At 61.3% G+C, this 17,704-nt stretch carries 13 protein-coding genes; 9 read left to right on the top strand and 4 right to left on the bottom strand.

The window, feature by feature from the left end:
* Nucleotides 1-28 precede the first annotated feature (28 nt).
* The 4 genes from BLT26_RS02300 to gltA form a co-directional block, all read right to left on the bottom strand.
* Nucleotides 29-1,369 carry a cytochrome c3 family protein gene (locus BLT26_RS02300; protein WP_091507592.1) on the bottom strand — a complete coding sequence of 447 codons (1,341 nt, stop codon included), beginning with the start codon at nucleotides 1,367-1,369 and terminating at the stop codon, nucleotides 29-31.
* Nucleotides 1,370-3,391, bottom strand: a complete 2,022-nt coding sequence (locus BLT26_RS02295; RefSeq protein ID WP_091507588.1) for an FAD-dependent oxidoreductase — start codon at nucleotides 3,389-3,391, stop codon at nucleotides 1,370-1,372.
* 225 nt (nucleotides 3,392-3,616) lie between these two features.
* Nucleotides 3,617-4,141, bottom strand: coding sequence for a hemerythrin domain-containing protein (locus BLT26_RS02290; protein ID WP_091507583.1), 525 nt, complete (start codon nucleotides 4,139-4,141; stop codon nucleotides 3,617-3,619).
* A 307-nt stretch (nucleotides 4,142-4,448) separates the two neighbouring features.
* Nucleotides 4,449-5,738, bottom strand: a complete 1,290-nt coding sequence (gene gltA / locus BLT26_RS02285; protein ID WP_091507580.1) for a citrate synthase — start codon at nucleotides 5,736-5,738, stop codon at nucleotides 4,449-4,451.
* A 468-nt stretch (nucleotides 5,739-6,206) separates the two neighbouring features.
* On the opposite strand from gltA, the gene sdhC reads away from it, so the two are divergent.
* The 9 genes from sdhC to sucD all read left to right on the top strand — a co-directional run bounded on the left by sdhC (nucleotide 6,207) and on the right by sucD (nucleotide 17,587).
* Nucleotides 6,207-6,581 (top strand): succinate dehydrogenase, cytochrome b556 subunit, encoded by a 375-nt coding sequence (gene sdhC / locus BLT26_RS02280; protein ID WP_091507576.1) that lies wholly within the window; start codon nucleotides 6,207-6,209, stop codon nucleotides 6,579-6,581.
* Complete coding sequence (gene sdhD / locus BLT26_RS02275) at nucleotides 6,575-6,943, top strand: succinate dehydrogenase, hydrophobic membrane anchor protein (RefSeq protein ID WP_091507572.1); 369 nt, start codon at nucleotides 6,575-6,577, stop codon at nucleotides 6,941-6,943. The genes sdhC and sdhD overlap by 7 nt, the downstream gene beginning before the upstream one ends.
* Before the next feature lie 3 nt (nucleotides 6,944-6,946).
* Nucleotides 6,947-8,719 carry a succinate dehydrogenase flavoprotein subunit gene (sdhA, locus tag BLT26_RS02270; RefSeq protein WP_091507570.1) on the top strand — a complete coding sequence of 591 codons (1,773 nt, stop codon included), beginning with the start codon at nucleotides 6,947-6,949 and terminating at the stop codon, nucleotides 8,717-8,719.
* A 19-nt stretch (nucleotides 8,720-8,738) separates the two neighbouring features.
* Nucleotides 8,739-9,443: a succinate dehydrogenase iron-sulfur subunit gene (locus BLT26_RS02265; protein ID WP_091507566.1), complete on the top strand. Its 705-nt coding sequence runs from the start codon at nucleotides 8,739-8,741 to the stop codon at nucleotides 9,441-9,443.
* A gap of 202 nt (nucleotides 9,444-9,645) precedes the next feature.
* Nucleotides 9,646-12,474, top strand: a complete 2,829-nt coding sequence (locus BLT26_RS02260; protein WP_091507562.1) for a 2-oxoglutarate dehydrogenase E1 component — start codon at nucleotides 9,646-9,648, stop codon at nucleotides 12,472-12,474.
* 77 nt (nucleotides 12,475-12,551) lie between these two features.
* Nucleotides 12,552-13,772, top strand: coding sequence for a 2-oxoglutarate dehydrogenase complex dihydrolipoyllysine-residue succinyltransferase (gene odhB, locus BLT26_RS02255; protein ID WP_091507559.1), 1,221 nt, complete (start codon nucleotides 12,552-12,554; stop codon nucleotides 13,770-13,772).
* A 107-nt stretch (nucleotides 13,773-13,879) separates the two neighbouring features.
* Complete coding sequence (gene lpdA / locus BLT26_RS02250) at nucleotides 13,880-15,322, top strand: dihydrolipoyl dehydrogenase (protein ID WP_091508733.1); 1,443 nt, start codon at nucleotides 13,880-13,882, stop codon at nucleotides 15,320-15,322.
* 223 nt (nucleotides 15,323-15,545) lie between these two features.
* Complete coding sequence (sucC, locus tag BLT26_RS02245; RefSeq protein ID WP_091508729.1) at nucleotides 15,546-16,712, top strand: ADP-forming succinate--CoA ligase subunit beta; 1,167 nt, start codon at nucleotides 15,546-15,548, stop codon at nucleotides 16,710-16,712.
* Between the two features lie 2 nt (nucleotides 16,713-16,714).
* Nucleotides 16,715-17,587 (top strand): succinate--CoA ligase subunit alpha, encoded by an 873-nt coding sequence (gene sucD / locus BLT26_RS02240; RefSeq protein WP_091507555.1) that lies wholly within the window; start codon nucleotides 16,715-16,717, stop codon nucleotides 17,585-17,587.
* Nucleotides 17,588-17,704: the final 117 nt, after the last annotated feature.

Below are 17,704 nucleotides of genomic sequence, written 5' to 3'. Positions count from 1 at the left end.
ATCTTTTCGGTATTCGGCTGGTATGGGCCTATCTGGAGCGGATTCGCGCAATGCGCTCGCGGATTAGCTCGAAGGTGTCGTGCCCATCGGCTGGCGGCGCGCTGAAATTGCTGCGCACCACGGGCTTGCTCGCCAGGGCCGATACTGCAAACTCGATGCCGTGGCAGCTGAGGCAGACCGGCAGCATCTTCTCGTTGGGCCGCAGGTTGTGGTTCTGGTTGTGGTTGGTTCGCACCAGTCCGTCATGGGTTTCCCGGGGCAAGTGGCAGTTGGCACAGCTGACCCCGCCGGTGCCACCGCTCTCCCATTCGCGGAAGTGGGCTGACTGGCGGTAGGCCAGGCTGTGCTCGTCGTTATGGCAGCCGAGGCAGGCATCCACCGTGGCAAACTTTGTATTTATCTCGTGCGGTCCGTGGCAACTGGTGCAGCTCAGCTCCCCTTCCGCGCCGGCCTTCATCGGCAGCCAGGCCTCGGTGGGAGAAATATTGCCGGAGGTTTCGGCAAAGCCCGGGGGAAGGTTGGCGGACAGCCGCATGCCGTGCTTGCCACTGGTGAAACCTTCCCTCTGTGCTGCGTGGCATTCGCCACACTGGGCGACGATTTCGGCACTGCTGAACTGCATCTTGCCACCCGCGTGGCAGCCGCTGCAGTTGACCGCTGCCTGTGCGTGCGGGCTTGCGGACCAGTCGCCGAGTATGTCGCTTGATGTGTGGTCGCCTGCCGCCCCTGTCTCCAGGTCCGCATCCGCGTGGCCGAGCGGGGCCTTCTCCGGGTTGTTCTCCTTCCACTGCGCCAGGCCGTTGCGCACCGGCAGGTGACCGGCCGGCAACACGGCCGGCGCACCGATATGTGCGGTGAGGAAGTCTTCGTAGAGATACTGGTTGTCGTGGTAGTTGTGACAGCCGGCGCTGGCGCAGCTCTCGAAGCCCAGCCCTTCATGGCTTGACCGGTCATCGGCTATATCCTGGTGGCAGTGAAAACAGAAGTCCCCCGCCAGGGTGACGCCCATGTCGCGGGTAATTTCCGGTTTGTGCTCGGTATGGCAGGTAACGCAACGACGGGCATCAAGTTTGGCCAGCAGCGCAGCGTTGCGGGGATCGAGAAATTTCCGGGCGGGGTGACTGTCATCTGCAGCTGCCAGTTCGTCGGCGTGGCAGTCCAGGCAGGCCTGTTGCAGGAACTCCTGGCCAGCGAATCCGTCTCCGTGACAGGTAGAGCACGCCAGCTCGATCTGGTGGTGCCCATGGGTAGGCTCGCCACTGATAAAGAAGCTCCTGTCAGACGCTTCCAGGTTATAGGTGATGGCGGCCCCGGCGAGCAGCGTCACCAGCAGGCCGTAATGCCAGAACTTGAATTGATACTTTTTCATTTAGAAGTAGTACACCGCCAATACGTGGTAAAACAGCAGCACGGGCAGTGCCCAGAGCAATGCGTAGTGCACCCGCGACCACCACTTGCGGTGCTCACGCAGTTTCATATCGGTCCAGTGGTGATTTCTCGCCATGAAGACGCCCACCAATGCACCAGTTGTGGTGGCGGCGAGGAAAACGAGCATCAGGGCCAGGTTGAGGTTTTCCCCCAGCCGAAAGCCGGTGTGAACAACGAGCACCAGCAGCGCCAGCAGGCCAATGACACTGTGCACGTAACGCCAGTGATCCACATGACCGGCCTTCAGGCGCTGCCAGCGCTTGCGCAGGCTGAGGCTCGCGGTGAGCAGGCACAGGACCAACAGGGTGTAGCCGCTGACCTGTTTCCAGAAATTGTCATACCAGATTTTTTCCCAGTACCAGTGCGCCTGGACGCTCTCCGCCACCGGGGTGGGGGGCAGCAGCACGGCAATGGCTATCAGTGCCAGCGACAGTATTGAGGTGACCAGGATCCCGCGCGCATGCCGCATCACCAGGTTGGGCGCCGGGGTATCCAGCAGTTCGGCAATGAGCGGGCGACAGCTGCCGCAGACCGATCCCGCATCGGTGGCTAGCTGGAGTTCCTGCAGGGTGCGTTTCCCGGAAGAGATGGCCCCGCACAGCTCACCCTTGGTCACGCCGTTACACTGGCACACCAGGTAGCTCGCCGGCTGTTCCTTGATGCCGGGGGACGCTCCCTCCTGCCATAACTCACCACTCTCCTCGAACTTCGCCAGGCGGCGGGCGGAAATCCTGTCGTTGGTGGCGATGGTTTGCCGGACGCGATTGATTTCCCCCCAGGTTCCGATGCTGGTTGCGGCGACGATGGTTCCGTTGCGAACCACCAGCTCACGAAACAGCCCCCGGAAGCGATTGCGGTAGGTATATCGCCGCGTTTCAGGGCCAGTACCGACAGTTTCTTCGCCGAGGATAACGCAGGGGATATGCGAGATTTTCAACTCGATATCTGTATGGCTGCCGGCGTAGCGTTCGTCACTCTCCTGCCTGCTGGCGGGGGCGCAGATATGCCGGCTGCAGACCTCGGCCTGCTGGTAACCGGGCCTGACGAGCTGGTAAACCTTCTGCTCGAATTCCGCGCACTCGCCCACCGCGTAGATATCGGGGTCGCTGGTTTGCATCTGGGGCGAGACCAGGATGCCGCGTCCTCTATCGAGACCACATGCCTCAGCCAGTCCCGTCTCCGGAGCAATGCCGGTGCAGAGCACCACTGCATCGGCCTCCAGCCGGTTACCATCGGAAAATTCCACCTGCCTGACCCTGTCGGGACCGTGAAAGGCCGAGACCTCCACGCCTGAGCGCAGCTCTATCTGCAGCGCCTCGAGGGCATCGGTCAGGTAAGATTCGGCCTCCCGGCTCAGCCGGCCGCCAAGCAGGCCCGCCCTTGAATGCAGGACCACGCGATTGTTGCGGGTCTTCAGGGCGGCGGCCGCCTCCAGCCCCAGTGCCCCGGCGCCGATCACGCAGATGCAGCGACTGCTCTGTCGCAGCTCCAGCAGGGTGCGGGCGTCGCCGAGACTGCGGAAGGGCAGGATCCTGCCCAGCCGGATGCCGGGAATATCCGGGATTGCCGGCCTGGAGCCTGTGGCGAGTATGAGCTTGGTGTAGGGCTGGGCGTTGCCGTGCTGGTCGTACACCCGGCGGGAAGCACGGTCGATGCGGACTATCCGGCAATTCGTGAATTCCGCCAGGCGAGGGTGGGGCTCGGTGCGTACAGGATTGTCCAGTTCCTCCCGGGAGACTTCCTCCGACAGGTACTGGGACAAGCGCACCCGGTTGTAGGGAGCCTCATCTTCCGCCCCGATGACAACTACCTGGGCTTCCGTGCTGTATTCAAGCAGCTTTTGTGCACAGCGCACGCCGACCGGGCCAGCCCCGATTACGACATATATGGGATAGTCTGGATCGGCCACAGCCTGTATGGCATGCAGTCCCGACTCCCGAGGCTCCGCCAAGAGTCCGGTCACGTGTTACCCCCGCTAAAATTGCTGCACTGGGCCTGGCCCGGCGACACCGAGCCACAAGCCTTGCCGGCATTCCATTATTCTTATGTTCTTAAATTTTTATATTTTGTGGATTTTAATGCCTTTCAAACACGAAAAGCAGGAACAAAGTCCCATAAATAAGGCGTTGGGAGATGAGCGGAAGGGTGCGGCAGCGCCGGGCTGGCCCGGCGCCGGTGGGGGGAGGGTTCAGGAGGGCTGGTAAAGGGTGTAGAGCTCCTTTTCTTCCAGTGTGACGCGCCTGACCAGGGCCTCCCCGATCTTCTCGTAATCGCGCTTGAAGTCCCTGATCATTTCCTGCGAGAAGGCCTCGTGGGTATAGCGCTTGCAGAACTGCACCACAGCATTGGCAATGTCGTTCATGTCGGTGCGGAAGTCCTTGACGATCTGCAGTGTGTGCACGTCCTCTGCCAGTGCCTGTTCCAGGTAGACATAAAAGCGGACGTTCTCCTTGATCAGGTGCGCCTGGAAATTGGACTTGAACACCGTGAGCAGCTGGGCGAGCTGGCGAAAATCCCTTTTCTCATAGCCCTCCGACCAGATGCGCTGGAAAACATCGACCAGCTCGTGGTGGTCCTTCTTGAGAGCGTTGATGAGCGCGGGGTCGTAATTGATGGTTCGCCCGGGTTTGGCTCCCTGTGTGGTGCTGCGGGAGTAGCGGTCGTTCTGGGACTGCTCGTCTTCGCGCGACTTGCCGGAAAAAATTCGGAACATGAATGTTGGCCCTTGATTCGTTGTTTTGCCGTTCTTGTGCTTATGTTTGGGAAAACAGGCTCCCAATTTCTAATTTTGCCGTCATTGTCTATGTCTTACACTGCAAAATTAGCAATAAATTTCAATTTTGTTTCTTTAGTGAGACTTTATTCACACCGCAGCGGTGGCGGTGGTGGCGGTTGCACCGCCATGGTGCGTGCGCTCGGCGGGTGGGAGGTCGGGAGGAGGCTTGGTTCGCGGGAGAACGGGCCAAAAAAAAACCCGGCAGAGCCGGGTTTTTTGGGAGCGGTGATGTCGCCACAGCGACTCAGCGCTGGTTCAGCGGCACATAGTCGCGCTCGGTGTAGCCGGTGTACAACTGGCGCGGACGACCAATCTTGTAGGGATTGGAAATCATCTCGTTCCAGTGGGCAATCCAGCCGGCGGTGCGGCCGGTGGCAAAGATCACCGTGAACATATCGGTGGGGATGCCGATGGCCTTCATAATGATGCCGGAATAGAAGTCCACGTTGGGGTAGAGCTTCTTCTCCACAAAGTAATCGTCCTCCAGGGCGATCTTCTCCAGCTTCTTGGCGATGCGCAGCAGCGGGTCGTTCTCGGCACCCATGGCACTCAGTACCTCGTCGCAGATGCCCTGCATGACACGCGAGCGGGGATCGAAGTTCTTGTACACGCGGTGGCCGAAGCCCATCAGGCGGAAGGGGTCGTTCTTGTCCTTGGCCTTCTTGACGTACTCGTCGATACGGCTCTCGTCACCGATCTCCTCCAGCATGTTCAGCACTGCCTCGTTGGCGCCGCCGTGCGCCGGTCCCCACAGGGCGGCGATGCCCGAGGAGATGCAGGCAAACGGGTTGGCACCGGAGGAGCCCGCCAGGCGCACGGTGGAGGTGGAGGCGTTCTGCTCGTGATCGGCGTGCAGCAGGAAGATCACGTCCATGGCCTTGGCCACCACCGGATCCACCTTGCTCGCCTCGCAGGGGTTGCCGAACATCATGTGCAGGAAGTTCTCGGCATAGCCCAGGCTGTTGTCCGGGTACATGAACGGCTGGCCCTTGGAGTGCTTGTAGCACATGGCCGCGAGGGTCGGCATCTTCGCGATCAGGCGATGGGCCGAGATGCGGCGGTGCTCGGGGTCGTTGATGTCCAGGGAGTCGTGGTAGAAGGAGGCGAGGGCGCCGACTACGCCACACATCATGGCCATTGGGTGGGCGTCGTAGCGGAAGCCCTTAAAGAAGTTGACGATAGACTCATGCACCATGGTGTGGTTCATGATGGTCTCGACGTACTTCTCCTTTTCCTCTGCTGAGGGCAGTTCGCCGTTCATCAGCAGGTAGCATGTCTCCAAGTAGTCCGAATGCTCCGCCAGCTGCTCGATCGGGTAGCCGCGGTGCAGCAGCTGGCCCTTGGCGCCGTCGATGTAGGTGATCTTGGACTCACAGGAGGCGGTGGATACAAAGCCCGGGTCGTAAGTAAACAAGCCCTTGCCGGTCAGGCTGCTGACATCAACAACATCGGGGCCGAGGGTGCCGGAGAGTACCGGCATTTCGATACTGCCGTCGATACCGTCGACCGTAAGTTGCGCTTTTTTATCGGACATTGCGGACTCCTAAAACTATTCTTATGCCGCCTGAATGCCTGTCTGACAGAGGCATAGCGGTCATTTCGGCGGGGCCAAACTTAAGTGGCGGGCCCCGAATTGTCAAACCAAAACGAGTGGACGGTCAGTCTAAAAACGGCAGGATATTCGGCCGTGCGTCTTTTGGGGAGAGGATTCGGCTGCTGGGAGGGGTGCGCTTCCCGATATCTTCGGCTGGGATGGCGCCGGACTCCCTGCCCCGGTGGTGGGGTAGGGCGCCGGCACGGTATGCGGTGGGCCCGGGGGCGGGGCTGGCGTTTCGTTGTGTTTTGCACCTCGAATGCCTATAATCCGCGCGGCTTGCGCCACGGTGCGGCCTGACTGCACAAGGCTTCGCCAGAATGGATGTGAAACGTTCAGCAAGCATTTCGCCCCTCCATTGAAAGCTAACGGGCGCCCGGTCGTTCAGGGCAACAAGGTGTTTTTCCTGTGAACAAAAACAGACCAGTCAATTTAGACATTTCCACTATCAAGCTTCCCGCTGCCGCTCTGGTTTCCATCCTGCACCGTATCTCCGGCGTGATCCTGTTCGCCGTGGTTGCGCTGCTGCTTTATATGCTGGATGCCAGCCTCTCTTCGGAGCAGGGTTTTGCCGATATGGCAGCGCTGTTCAGCAGCACTCCCGCCAAGCTCCTGCTGTGGGCTTCCCTGGCAGCGTTGATTTACCACTTGATCGCGGGTGTGCGTCACCTGCTGATGGACCTGGGGATCGGTGAGTCCCTGGAGGGTGGTCGTCGCGGCGCCGTGCTGGTGCTGGTACTCAGTGTAATCCTGATTCTGCTCACAGGGGTATGGTTATGGTAACTACAGTCACAAGTTTCGGCCGCAGCGGCGTTTTCGACTGGCTGTACCAGCGGGTGACCGCAGTGGTGCTGCTGGCTTATACCCTCTTTATTGTGGGTTTCATTTTCTTCAGCGACGATTTCGGCTACCAGAGCTGGTCGGCGCTGTTTGCCCAGGGCTGGATGCGTATCTTCAGCCTGGTGGCGCTTCTCTCCACGCTTGCACACGCCTGGATCGGTCTCTGGTCTGTGGTGACCGACTACATCACCAGCCGCACCATGGGTGGCAAGGCGACCGTGCTGCGCGTGCTGGTGCAGATGCTGCTGGGTGCAGTGGCCGTGTACTACGCGGTGTGGGGCATTGAAATTCTGTGGGGTGTGTAATTTATGGCGAACATGCGAACCATTTCCTTTGACGGGATCGTAATCGGCGGCGGCGGTGCGGGAATGCGCGCTGCCCTGCAAATGGCCCAGTCGGGTTTCAAGACTGCGGTAATCACCAAGGTGTTCCCGACCCGTTCGCACACTGTATCCGCCCAGGGGGGGATTACCTGCGCGATTGCCAGTGCCGACCCGCAGGACGACTGGCGCTGGCACATGTACGACACCGTCAAGGGCTCCGACTATATCGGTGACCAGGATGCGATTGAGTACATGTGTTCCACCGGGCCCGAAGCGGTTTTTGAGCTGGAGCACATGGGCCTGCCTTTCTCCCGTACCGAGAACGGCCGTATCTACCAGCGCCCGTTCGGCGGCCAGTCCAAGGATTACGGCCGCGGCGGCCAGGCTGCGCGCACCTGCGCGGCGGCGGACCGCACCGGTCACGCGCTGCTGCATACCCTTTACCAGAACAACGTCAAGCACGACACCGTATTCCTGAACGAGTGGTTCGCCATCGACCTGGTGAAGAACCAGGACGGCGCCGTTGTGGGTGTGATCGCCATGTCCATCGAGGACGGCGAAGTGGTGTTCATCAAGTCCAAGGCCACCGTGTTTGCCACTGGCGGTGCCGGCCGTATCTACGCCTCCACCACCAATGCCCACATCAACACCGGTGACGGTGTCGGCATGGCACTGCGCGCGGGTTTCCCGGTGCAGGACATGGAGATGTGGCAGTTCCACCCGACCGGTATTGCCGGCGCCGGTGTACTGGTGACCGAGGGCTGTCGCGGTGAGGGTGGCTACCTGATCAACAAGGACGGCGAGCGCTTTATGGAGCGTTATGCCCCCAACGCCAAGGACCTCGCCTCCCGCGACGTGGTGGCGCGCTCCATGGTGCTGGAGATCCTGGACGGCCGCGGTGCCGGCCCCAACGGCGACCACGTATTCCTGAAGCTCGACCACCTGGGCGAGGAAGTGCTGAACAGCCGCCTGCCGGGTATCTGTGAGCTGGCCAAGACCTTCGCCCACGTCGATCCGGTCAAGGACCCGATTCCGGTGGTGCCCACCTGTCACTATATGATGGGCGGTATCCCCACCAACGTGCACGGCCAGGCCCTGACCCAGGATGCCGCCGGCAACGACCAGGTGATTGACGGTTTCTATGCCTGTGGTGAGGTGGCCTGCGTGTCCGTACACGGCGCCAACCGCCTGGGCGGCAACTCGCTGCTCGACCTGGTGGTCTTTGGCCGCGCTTCCGGCCTCTTTATCGAGAAGGCCCTGCGCGAGGGTATCGAGACCCGCGAAGCCAGCGAGTCCGACATCGAGGCAGCCATGGCGCGACTCAACCGCCTGGAGAACGACAACGACGGCGAGCGGGCCTCCGACCTGCGCGCCGAGCTGCAGGGTGTGATGCAGAACCACTTCGGCGTATTCCGCCGGGGCGACTACATGGCCGAAGGTGTCGAGAAGCTCAAGGACCTGCGCACGCGCATCGAGAATGTGCGCCTGGAGGACAAGAGCCGCGCCTTCAACACTGCGCGGGTCGAGGCCCTGGAGCTGCAGAACCTGCTGGAGGTGGCCGAGGCCACCGCGATCCCGGCCGAGGCGCGCACCGAGAGCCGCGGCGCCCACGCCCGCGAGGACTTCCAGGAGCGCGACGACGAGAACTGGCTGTGCCACTCCATGTTCTTCCCTGCGGAGAAGCGTGTGGGCAAGCGCGCGGTTAACTTTGCGCCCACCACCATGGAAGCTTTCGAGCCGAAGGCTCGGACTTACTGATTCGGGAGCGGAATAGAGTATGTTGAAAGTAAGCATTTACCGTTACAACCCGGAGACCGACAAAGCTCCCTTCATGCAGGATTACGAGCTGGACACCCAGGGCAAGGACCTGATGGTGCTGGATGTGCTGGAGCTGCTGAAGGCCGAGGACCCGACGCTGTCTTTCCGCCGCTCCTGCCGTGAAGGCGTGTGCGGCTCCGATGGTATGAACATCTCCGGCCGCAATGGCCTGGCCTGCACCACGCCGCTGTCCGAGGCTGCGCCCAAGGGCAAGCTGGTGCTGCGCCCGCTGCCGGGCCTGCCGGTGATCCGCGACCTGGTTGTGGACATGGAGCAGTTCTACGAGCAGTACAAGAAAATCGAGCCGTACCTGCAGAACGACAACCCGGCACCGGCGATCGAGCGTCTGCAGTCACCGGAAGAGCGCGAGAAGCTCGACGGCCTGTATGAGTGCATTCTGTGCGCATGTTGTTCGACCGCGTGCCCGTCCTTCTGGTGGAACCCGGACAAGTTCATTGGCCCGGCCGGCCTGCTGCAGGCATACCGCTTCCTGGCGGACAGCCGCGACACCGCCGCCGACGAGCGCCTGTCCAAGCTGGATGACCCCTTCAGCGTGTTCCGCTGCCACGGCATCCAGAACTGCGTGAATGTCTGCCCCAAGGGGCTGAACCCCACGCGGGCAATCGGGCATATCCGCAACATGCTGCTGGCCCGCGCCGTGTAACCGCAGGGCGCCGGCTGGACCGGTTGGGCCCGTGTGGGCCCGGCGCCAACGGCGGCGCCTATCCAAGAAGAAAGCCGGCGCAACGAGCCGGTAGCGAGATGAAAAGGGGAGGTGACATTCGGCGCCTCCCCTTTTGTGAGTGAAAGGAAAGCGCAGCGCCCAGGCCCCAAAAGGGTCCGCTGCAATCGAGGTAGGCATCAACATGCACGAAAGCACCATGGAGCAGCTGTGGCGCACTTCCCATATCTCGGGAGGCAACGCCGCATACGTGGAGGAACTGTACGAGACCTATCTGCACGACCCCAGTGCCGTGCCGGAGGAGTGGCGCAGTTACTTCGATAGCCTGCCCCGGGTCCAGGGCGGAGGCGATGTATCCCATGCGGCGGTACGGGCCCATTTCGAGCTCCTGGCCAGGAACCGCACCCGCCCGCTGTCCGCTCCCGGCGCCGGTGCCGTCAACATCGAGCACGAACGCAAGCAGGTGAAGGTCCTGCAGCTGATCAGTTCCTACCGCCACCGTGGCCACAAGAAGGCCACCCTCGACCCGCTGGGGCTGATGGCACGGGAACAGGTGCCGGACCTGCAGCTGAATTACCACGGCCTGACCGAGGGCGACTTCGACACCACCTTCCAGACCGGCGGCCTGTTTTTCGGCGGTGGCGAGGCTACCCTGCGTGAGATCGTCGAGGGCCTGGAGCGCACCTACTGCGGGAACCTGGGCGCGGAGATCATGCATCTCTCCAACCTGGAAGAGCAGCAGTGGTTCCAGCAGCGCCTGGAACGCAGCCAGACCAAACCCAATTTCGGCAACGAGATCCAGACCGAGATCCTGCAGCGACTGTCTGCCGCAGAGGGCCTGGAGCGTCACCTGGACTCCAAGTACCCGGGCACCAAGCGCTTCGGCGTGGAGGGCGGCGAGAGCCTGATCCCGATGATGGACGCCCTGATCCGTCGCTCCGGTACCTACGGCGTCAAGGAAATCGTCATCGGCATGGCCCACCGCGGCCGCCTCAACACCCTGGTCAATATCCTGGGCAAGAACCCGGCCGACCTGTTCGAGGAGTTCGAGGGCAAGAAGACCCTGGATACCTCTGGCGACGTGAAGTACCACCAGGGCTTCTCTTCCAATGTGATGACCCCGGGCGGCGAGGTGCACCTGGCGCTGGCCTTCAACCCGTCGCACCTGGAGATCTGTGCCCCGGTAGTAGAGGGCTCGGTACGTGCCCGCCAGGATCGCCGCGGCGATGCCACCGGCGAGAAGGTAATGCCGATCAATATCCACGGTGATGCCGCCTTTGCCGGCCAGGGCGTGGTGCAGGAAACCCTGCAGATGTCCCAGACCCGCGGTTACTACACCGGCGGCACCGTGCACATCGTGCTGAACAACCAGGTGGGCTTCACCACCAGCAAGCGCGACGATGCCCGTTCCACCGAGTACTGCACCGACGTCGCCAAGATGATCGATGCCCCGGTACTGCACGTGAATGGCGACGACCCGGAGATGGTCGTGCTGGCCGCCCTGCTGGCGGTGGATTACCGCTACGAATTCAAGAAAGACATCGTCATCGACCTGGTGTGCTACCGCCGTCGCGGCCACAACGAGACCGACGACCCGTCCGGTACCCAGCCGCTGATGTACCAGGCGATCCGCAAGCAGAAGACCACCCGCACCCTCTACGCCGAGAAGCTCATCAGCGAGGGCGTGCTGGACAAGTCCACGGCCGACAAGCTGGCCAACGACTACCGCGACAAGCTGGATCGTGGCGAGGATGTGGCCACCGGCCTGGTGAAGGAGCCGGACGAGTCCATGTTTGTCGACTGGAGCCCGTACCTGAACCACGACTGGCAGACGCCGGGCGATACTTCTTTCGAGCTGCCCAAGCTGAAGGACGTCGCACGCCGCATGACGGATATTCCCGACGGTATCGTGCTGCAGCGCCAGGTCTCCAAGATCTACGAAGACCGGCGCAAGATGGCCGGTGGCGCCTCGCCGCTGAACTGGGGCATGGCCGAGACCCTGGCCTATGGCACCCTGCTGGAAGAGGGCTACATGGTGCGCCTCACCGGTGAGGACGTTCGCCGCGGCACTTTCTCCCATCGCCATGCGGTGGTCCACAGCCAGAAGGACGGCAAGTGCTACGTACCGCTGCAGAACATGTACGAGGGCCAGCCGCCGTTCTATATCTACGACTCCCTGCTGTCAGAGGAGGGCGTGCTGGCGTTCGAGTACGGTTACGCCACTACCACGCCCAAGTCCCTGATCGTCTGGGAAGCCCAGTTCGGCGACTTCGCCAACGGCGCCCAGGTGGTGATTGACCAGTTCATCACTTCCGGCGAGCACAAGTGGGGCCGGATGTGCGGCCTGGTCATGCTGCTGCCGCACGGCTACGAGGGGCAGGGCCCGGAGCACTCCTCCGCGCGCCTGGAGCGCTTTATGCAGATGTGCGCCGAGCACAATATCCAGGTGTGTAATGCCACCACCCCGGCCCAGATTTTCCACCTGCTGCGTCGCCAGGCCATCCGCCCAATGCGCCGCCCGCTGGTGATCATGAGCCCGAAGTGGATCCTGCGCCACAAGCTGGCCACCTCCAGCCTTGAGGAGCTGGCCAATGGCAAGTTCCACAACGTCATCCAGGATGACAATGTGGACGCGGCCAAGGTCAAGCGCCTGATCCTGTGCTCCGGCAAGGTTTACTACCATTTGCTGGAAGCGCGCATGGAGCGGGAGCAGGAAGATGTGGCCTTCGTGCGCATCGAGCAGCTGTATCCCTTCCCCGATGAGGAATTCGTAGACGCGGTTTCCGCGTTCAAGAACCTCAAGAGCGTGGCCTGGTGCCAGGAAGAGCCCATGAACCAGGGCGCCTGGTACCACAGCCAGCACCATATGCGCCGCCTGCTGGCGGAGACGCATCCGAAGCTGGAGCTGGAATACGTGGGTCGCCCGGCCTCGGCCGCGCCGGCTGCGGGCTATATGTCCACGCACCTGGAAGAACAGAACAAGTTCATCAACGAGGCGCTGACCGTCAAGTAAATCGGCGGCAGTAATTAGCAAGAAATGGACGCGTCCCAAAAGGGGCGTCCAAGATTCAATCTCAGGAAACAGGAACAATGACGATCGAGATTAAAGCGCCAACTTTCCCGGAATCCGTTCAGGACGGCACCGTCGCCACCTGGCACAAGAAGCCCGGCGAAGCCGTATCCCGCGATGAACTGATCGTGGATATCGAAACCGACAAGGTGGTGCTGGAAGTGGTCGCTCCCGCGGACGGCGCCCTCAGCGAAATCATCAAGGACGAGGGTGACACCGTCGAGTCCAACGAGGTGATCGCCAAGTTCGAGGAAGGCGCGGGCGGCGGCGCCGGTGGCGAGGAAGAAAAGGGCGAGGAGAAGCCTGAGGAAAAGGAAGAGAAAGCCGAGGAGAAGGAAGAGGAAGCCGCTAAGGGTGGCGAGCAGCTGGTCAACCCGGCCGCACGCAAGCTGGCCGAAGAGAAGGGCGTCGACCTGGCCAGCGTGAAGGGCACCGGCAAGGGTGGCCGCATCACCAAGGAAGACGTGCAGAAGGCGGAGAAGAAGCCCGCGGCAGCGCCGGCCGCCGCTGCCCCGGAAGTGTCCGTCCCGGCTGGCGAGCGCGTGGAGAAACGCGTGGCCATGACCCGTATGCGCAAGCGCATTGCCGAGCGCCTGCTGGACGCGTCCCAGTCCACGGCCATGCTCACCACCTTCAACGAGGTGAACATGAAGCCGATCATGGACCTGCGCAAGAACTACAAGGACCTGTTCGAGAAGAAGCACAACGGCACCCGCCTGGGCTTCATGGGCTTCTTCGTCAAGGCCGCCGTGGAGGCGCTGAAGCGCTATTCCGCGGTGAATGCGTCCATCGACGGTGACGATATCGTCTACCACGGCTACCAGGATATCGGCGTGGCAGTATCCGCGCCCAAGGGCCTGGTGGTTCCGGTGCTGCGCAATGCCGAGAACATGGGCCTGGCGGATATCGAGAACAATATCCGCGACCTGGGCCTGCGTGCCCGTGACGGCAAGCTGTCCATCGAGGAAATGACCGGTGGTACCTTCACCATTACCAACGGCGGTGTGTTCGGCTCCCTGCTGTCCACCCCGATCCTGAACCCGCCGCAGACTGCGATCCTGGGTATGCACAAGATCCAGGAGCGCCCGATGGCGGTAGACGGCAAGGTGGAGATCCTGCCGATGATGTACCTGGCGCTGTCCTATGACCACCGCCTGATCGACGGCAAGGAGGCAGTTGGCTTCCTGGTGGCGATCAAGGAAATGATCGAGGATCCGGCGCGCATCCTGCTGGAAGTATAAAAACCTGAAGCTGCAGGAGCCCGCCCGCGAGCATAAGCACCGCGGGCGCCCCTGCAGGACTGCCTGCAGGCAGGCTCCCAGAAATTCACGAAACTTTGGAACTGATCATGTCGGACAAATTTGACGTAATCGTAATTGGCTCCGGTCCGGGGGGATACGTTGCCGCTATTCGCGCCGCCCAGCTCGGCCTGAAAACCGCCTGTGTAGAGAAGTGGAAAAATAAAGAGGGCAAGGGCGTCAATGGCGGGACCTGCCTCAATGTTGGCTGTATTCCCTCCAAGGCACTGCTGGACAGCTCCTGGAAATACCACGAGGCGAAAGATGGCCTCGACGTGCACGGCATCGACACCGGCAAGGTGAAGATCGATGTGCCGGAAATGATGAAGCGCAAGGACGAGATCGTCAAAAAGCTGACCGGTGGCGTGGCCGGTCTGTTCACCGCCAACAAGGTCACCTCCATCATCGGTACCGGCAAGCTTCTGGCCAACAAGAAAGTTGAAGTCACCGACGATGACGGCAAGACCACCGTCTACGAGGCTGACAACATCATCCTGGCCTCCGGCTCCGTGCCGGTTAATATCCCGCCGGCCCCGGTGGACAACAAGATCATCGTCGATTCCACTGGCGCGCTGGAGTTCCCGAAAGTACCCAAGCGCCTGGGTGTTATCGGTGCGGGTGTAATCGGCCTGGAGCTGGGTTCCGTCTGGAGCCGCCTGGGTTCCGATGTCGTAGTGCTCGAGGCACTGGACAAATTCCTGGCGGTAATGGACCAGCAGATTGCCAAGGAATCCCAGAAGATCTTCAAGAAGCAGGGCCTGGATATCCGCCTTTCCTGCCGCGTAACAGGCACCGAAGTCAAGAAAGACGAAGTTGTCGTTACCTACGAAGACAAGGACGGCAAGGAACAGCAGGAAACCTTCGACAAGCTGATCGTGTGTGTCGGCCGTCGTCCCTACACCGAAGGCCTGCTGTCCGAGGACGCGGGCGTCAAGCTGGACGAGCGCGGCTTTATCTACGTCAACGACCTGTGCATGACTTCCGCCCCGGGTGTCTGGGCAGTGGGCGACGTGGTGCGCGGCCCGATGCTGGCACACAAGGCCTCTGAAGAGGGCGTGGTGGTAGCCGAGCGCATCGCCGGCCAGAAGCCGATGATGAACTATGACGTGATCCCCAACGTTATTTACACCCACCCGGAAGTGGCCGCCGTCGGCATGACCGAGGAGCAGGTAAAAGCCGAGGGCGAGCCCTACAATGTGGGTGTCTTCCCGTTCGCTGCCTCCGGCCGCGCCATGGCTGCCAACGATACCGGTGGCATGGTGAAGATCATCGCCCACGCCGAGACCGACCGCGTGCTCGGCGCGCACATCGTTGGCCCGTCAGCGGCCGACCTGGTACAGCAGGTGGCGATTGCGATGGAGTTTGGCTCCAGCGCCGAAGACATCGGTATGACCGTATTCGGTCACCCGACCCTGTCTGAAGCGGTGAAGGAAGCGGCCCTGGCAGCGAATGGCCACGCCATTCACATTGCCAACCGCAAGAAGCGCAAGTAAGAGCGACTTTCAGTCGCGAAGGGTGGGGCGGTTTTACCGCCCCACCGTTTTTCAGCCGGGAAGTTTTATTTCCGGCGCGGCGTGGCAAGGCTTGCCCCGCAACATTGCCCCGGCAATGGACCCAGAATTTGAAATTTGCACGACGGGAATTTCGAATTTTGTTCTTAGGTGCAGAGCAATCTGCAATTGGTAAACACATTTCAAATGTGAATTGGTATTGACTATGAACTTGCATGAGTATCAGGGCAAACAACTGTTTGCGGAATACGGATTGCCGGTTTCCAAAGGTATTGCAGCGGAAACCCCGGCAGAAGCAGTGGCGGCAGCGAAAGAGATCGGCGGCGACAAGTGGGTGGTAAAGGCCCAGGTTCACGCCGGTGGCCGCGGCAAGGCCGGCGGTGTAAAACTGGTGGACTCCACTGCCGAGATCGAGGAGTTTTCCCGCAAGTGGCTGGGTAACAACCTGGTCACCTACCAGACAGACGAAAACGGCCAGCCGGTTTCCCGCATCCTGGTAGAGAGCTGCACCGACATCGACCAGGAGCTCTACCTGGGCGCGGTTGTTGACCGCTCCACCCGTCGCATCGTGTTCATGGCGTCCACCGAGGGCGGCGTGGAAATCGAGAAGGTTGCGGAAGAAACCCCGGAAAAAATCCTCAAGGCCACCATTGACCCGCTGGTGGGTGCGCAGCCCTACCAGGCGCGCGAGCTGGCGTTCAAGCTGGGCCTCGAGGGCGACCAGATCAAGCAGTTCACCAAGATTTTCCTGGGCCTCGCCAAGATGTTCGAGGAAAAGGACCTGGCGCTGCTGGAAATCAACCCGCTGGTCATCACTCCCGAGAAGAACCTGCACTGCCTGGATGCCAAGGTAGTGATCGACAGCAACGCGCTGTACCGTCACCCGGACCTGCGTGAAATGCACGATCCCTCGCAGGAAGACGCGCGCGAAGCCCACGCAGCCAAGTGGGACCTCAACTACGTGGCTCTCGATGGCAACATCGGCTGCATGGTGAACGGTGCCGGCCTGGCCATGGGTACCATGGACATCGTCAACCTGCACGGCGGCAGCCCGGCCAACTTCCTGGACGTCGGCGGCGGCGCTACCAAGGAGCGTGTGGTCGAGGCGTTCAAGATCATCCTGTCCGACGAGAACGTGAAGGCCGTCCTGATCAACATCTTCGGCGGTATCGTTCGCTGTGACCTGATCGCCGAAGGCGTGATTGGCGCAGTGGAAGAAGTCGGCGTGAAGGTGCCGGTAGTCGTGCGCCTGGAAGGTAACAACGCCGAGCTGGGCGCCAAGGTACTGGCGGACAGCGGTCTGAATATTATTGCAGCCAAGAGCCTGACTGACGCTGCGGAGCAGGTGGTCAAAGCTGCGGAGGGTAAATAATCATGTCAGTACTGATTAATAAAGACACCAAGGTTATCTGCCAGGGCTTCACTGGCTCCCAGGGTACTTTCCACTCCGAGCAGGCGATCGCCTACGGCACCAAGATGGTTGGCGGCGTGACCCCGGGCAAGGGTGGCCAGACCCACCTGGGCCTGCCGGTGTTCAACACCGTGAAAGAGGCGGTTGAGGAAACCGGTGCCGAGGCATCCGTTATCTACGTACCGGCGCCTTTCTGTAAGGACTCCATCCTGGAAGCGGCCAATGCCGGCATCAAGCTGATCGTGTGCATCACTGAAGGCATTCCCACCATGGACATGCTGGATGCCAAGGTTAAGTGCGACGAGCTGGGAGTGCGCCTGATCGGCCCGAACTGCCCGGGCGTGATCACTCCGGGTGAGTGCAAGATCGGCATCATGCCGGGTCACATCCACAAGCCGGGCAAGGTGGGCATCGTGTCCCGTTCCGGTACGCTGACCTACGAAGCGGTCAAGCAGACCACTGACCACGGCTTCGGCCAGTCCACCTGTGTGGGCATCGGTGGTGACCCCATCCCGGGCTCCAATTTCATCGACATCCTGGAGATGTTCGAGAAAGATCCGCAGACCGAGGCCATCGTCATGATCGGCGAGATCGGTGGTACCGCGGAAGAAGAGGCAGCCGCTTACATCAAGGAAAACGTCACCAAGCCGGTGGTTTCCTACATCGCTGGTGTAACTGCTCCTCCCGGCAAGCGCATGGGCCACGCCGGTGCGATCATCTCCGGTGGTAAAGGCACCGCCGACGAGAAGTTCGCCGCGCTGGAAGACGCCGGTGTCAAAACCGTGCGCTCCCTGGCCGAGATCGGCAACGCGCTGAAAGAGGCAGCTGGTTGGTAAGACCGTCAGTTATCCCCAAGCTAACCATCCGGGGAGTCTCCTGAGGTGGAAGCGAAAAGCGAGCTCCAGTTGGGGCTCGCTTTTTTTATATCTTAAAAACGGTCCTTATCTATCGCC

This window comes from Microbulbifer yueqingensis, from assembly GCF_900100355.1.
GTDB lineage: Bacteria > Pseudomonadota > Gammaproteobacteria > Pseudomonadales > Cellvibrionaceae > Microbulbifer > Microbulbifer yueqingensis.
The sequence above is the reverse complement of the archived record's forward strand: the minus strand, read 5'-3'. Positions and strand labels throughout refer to the sequence as shown.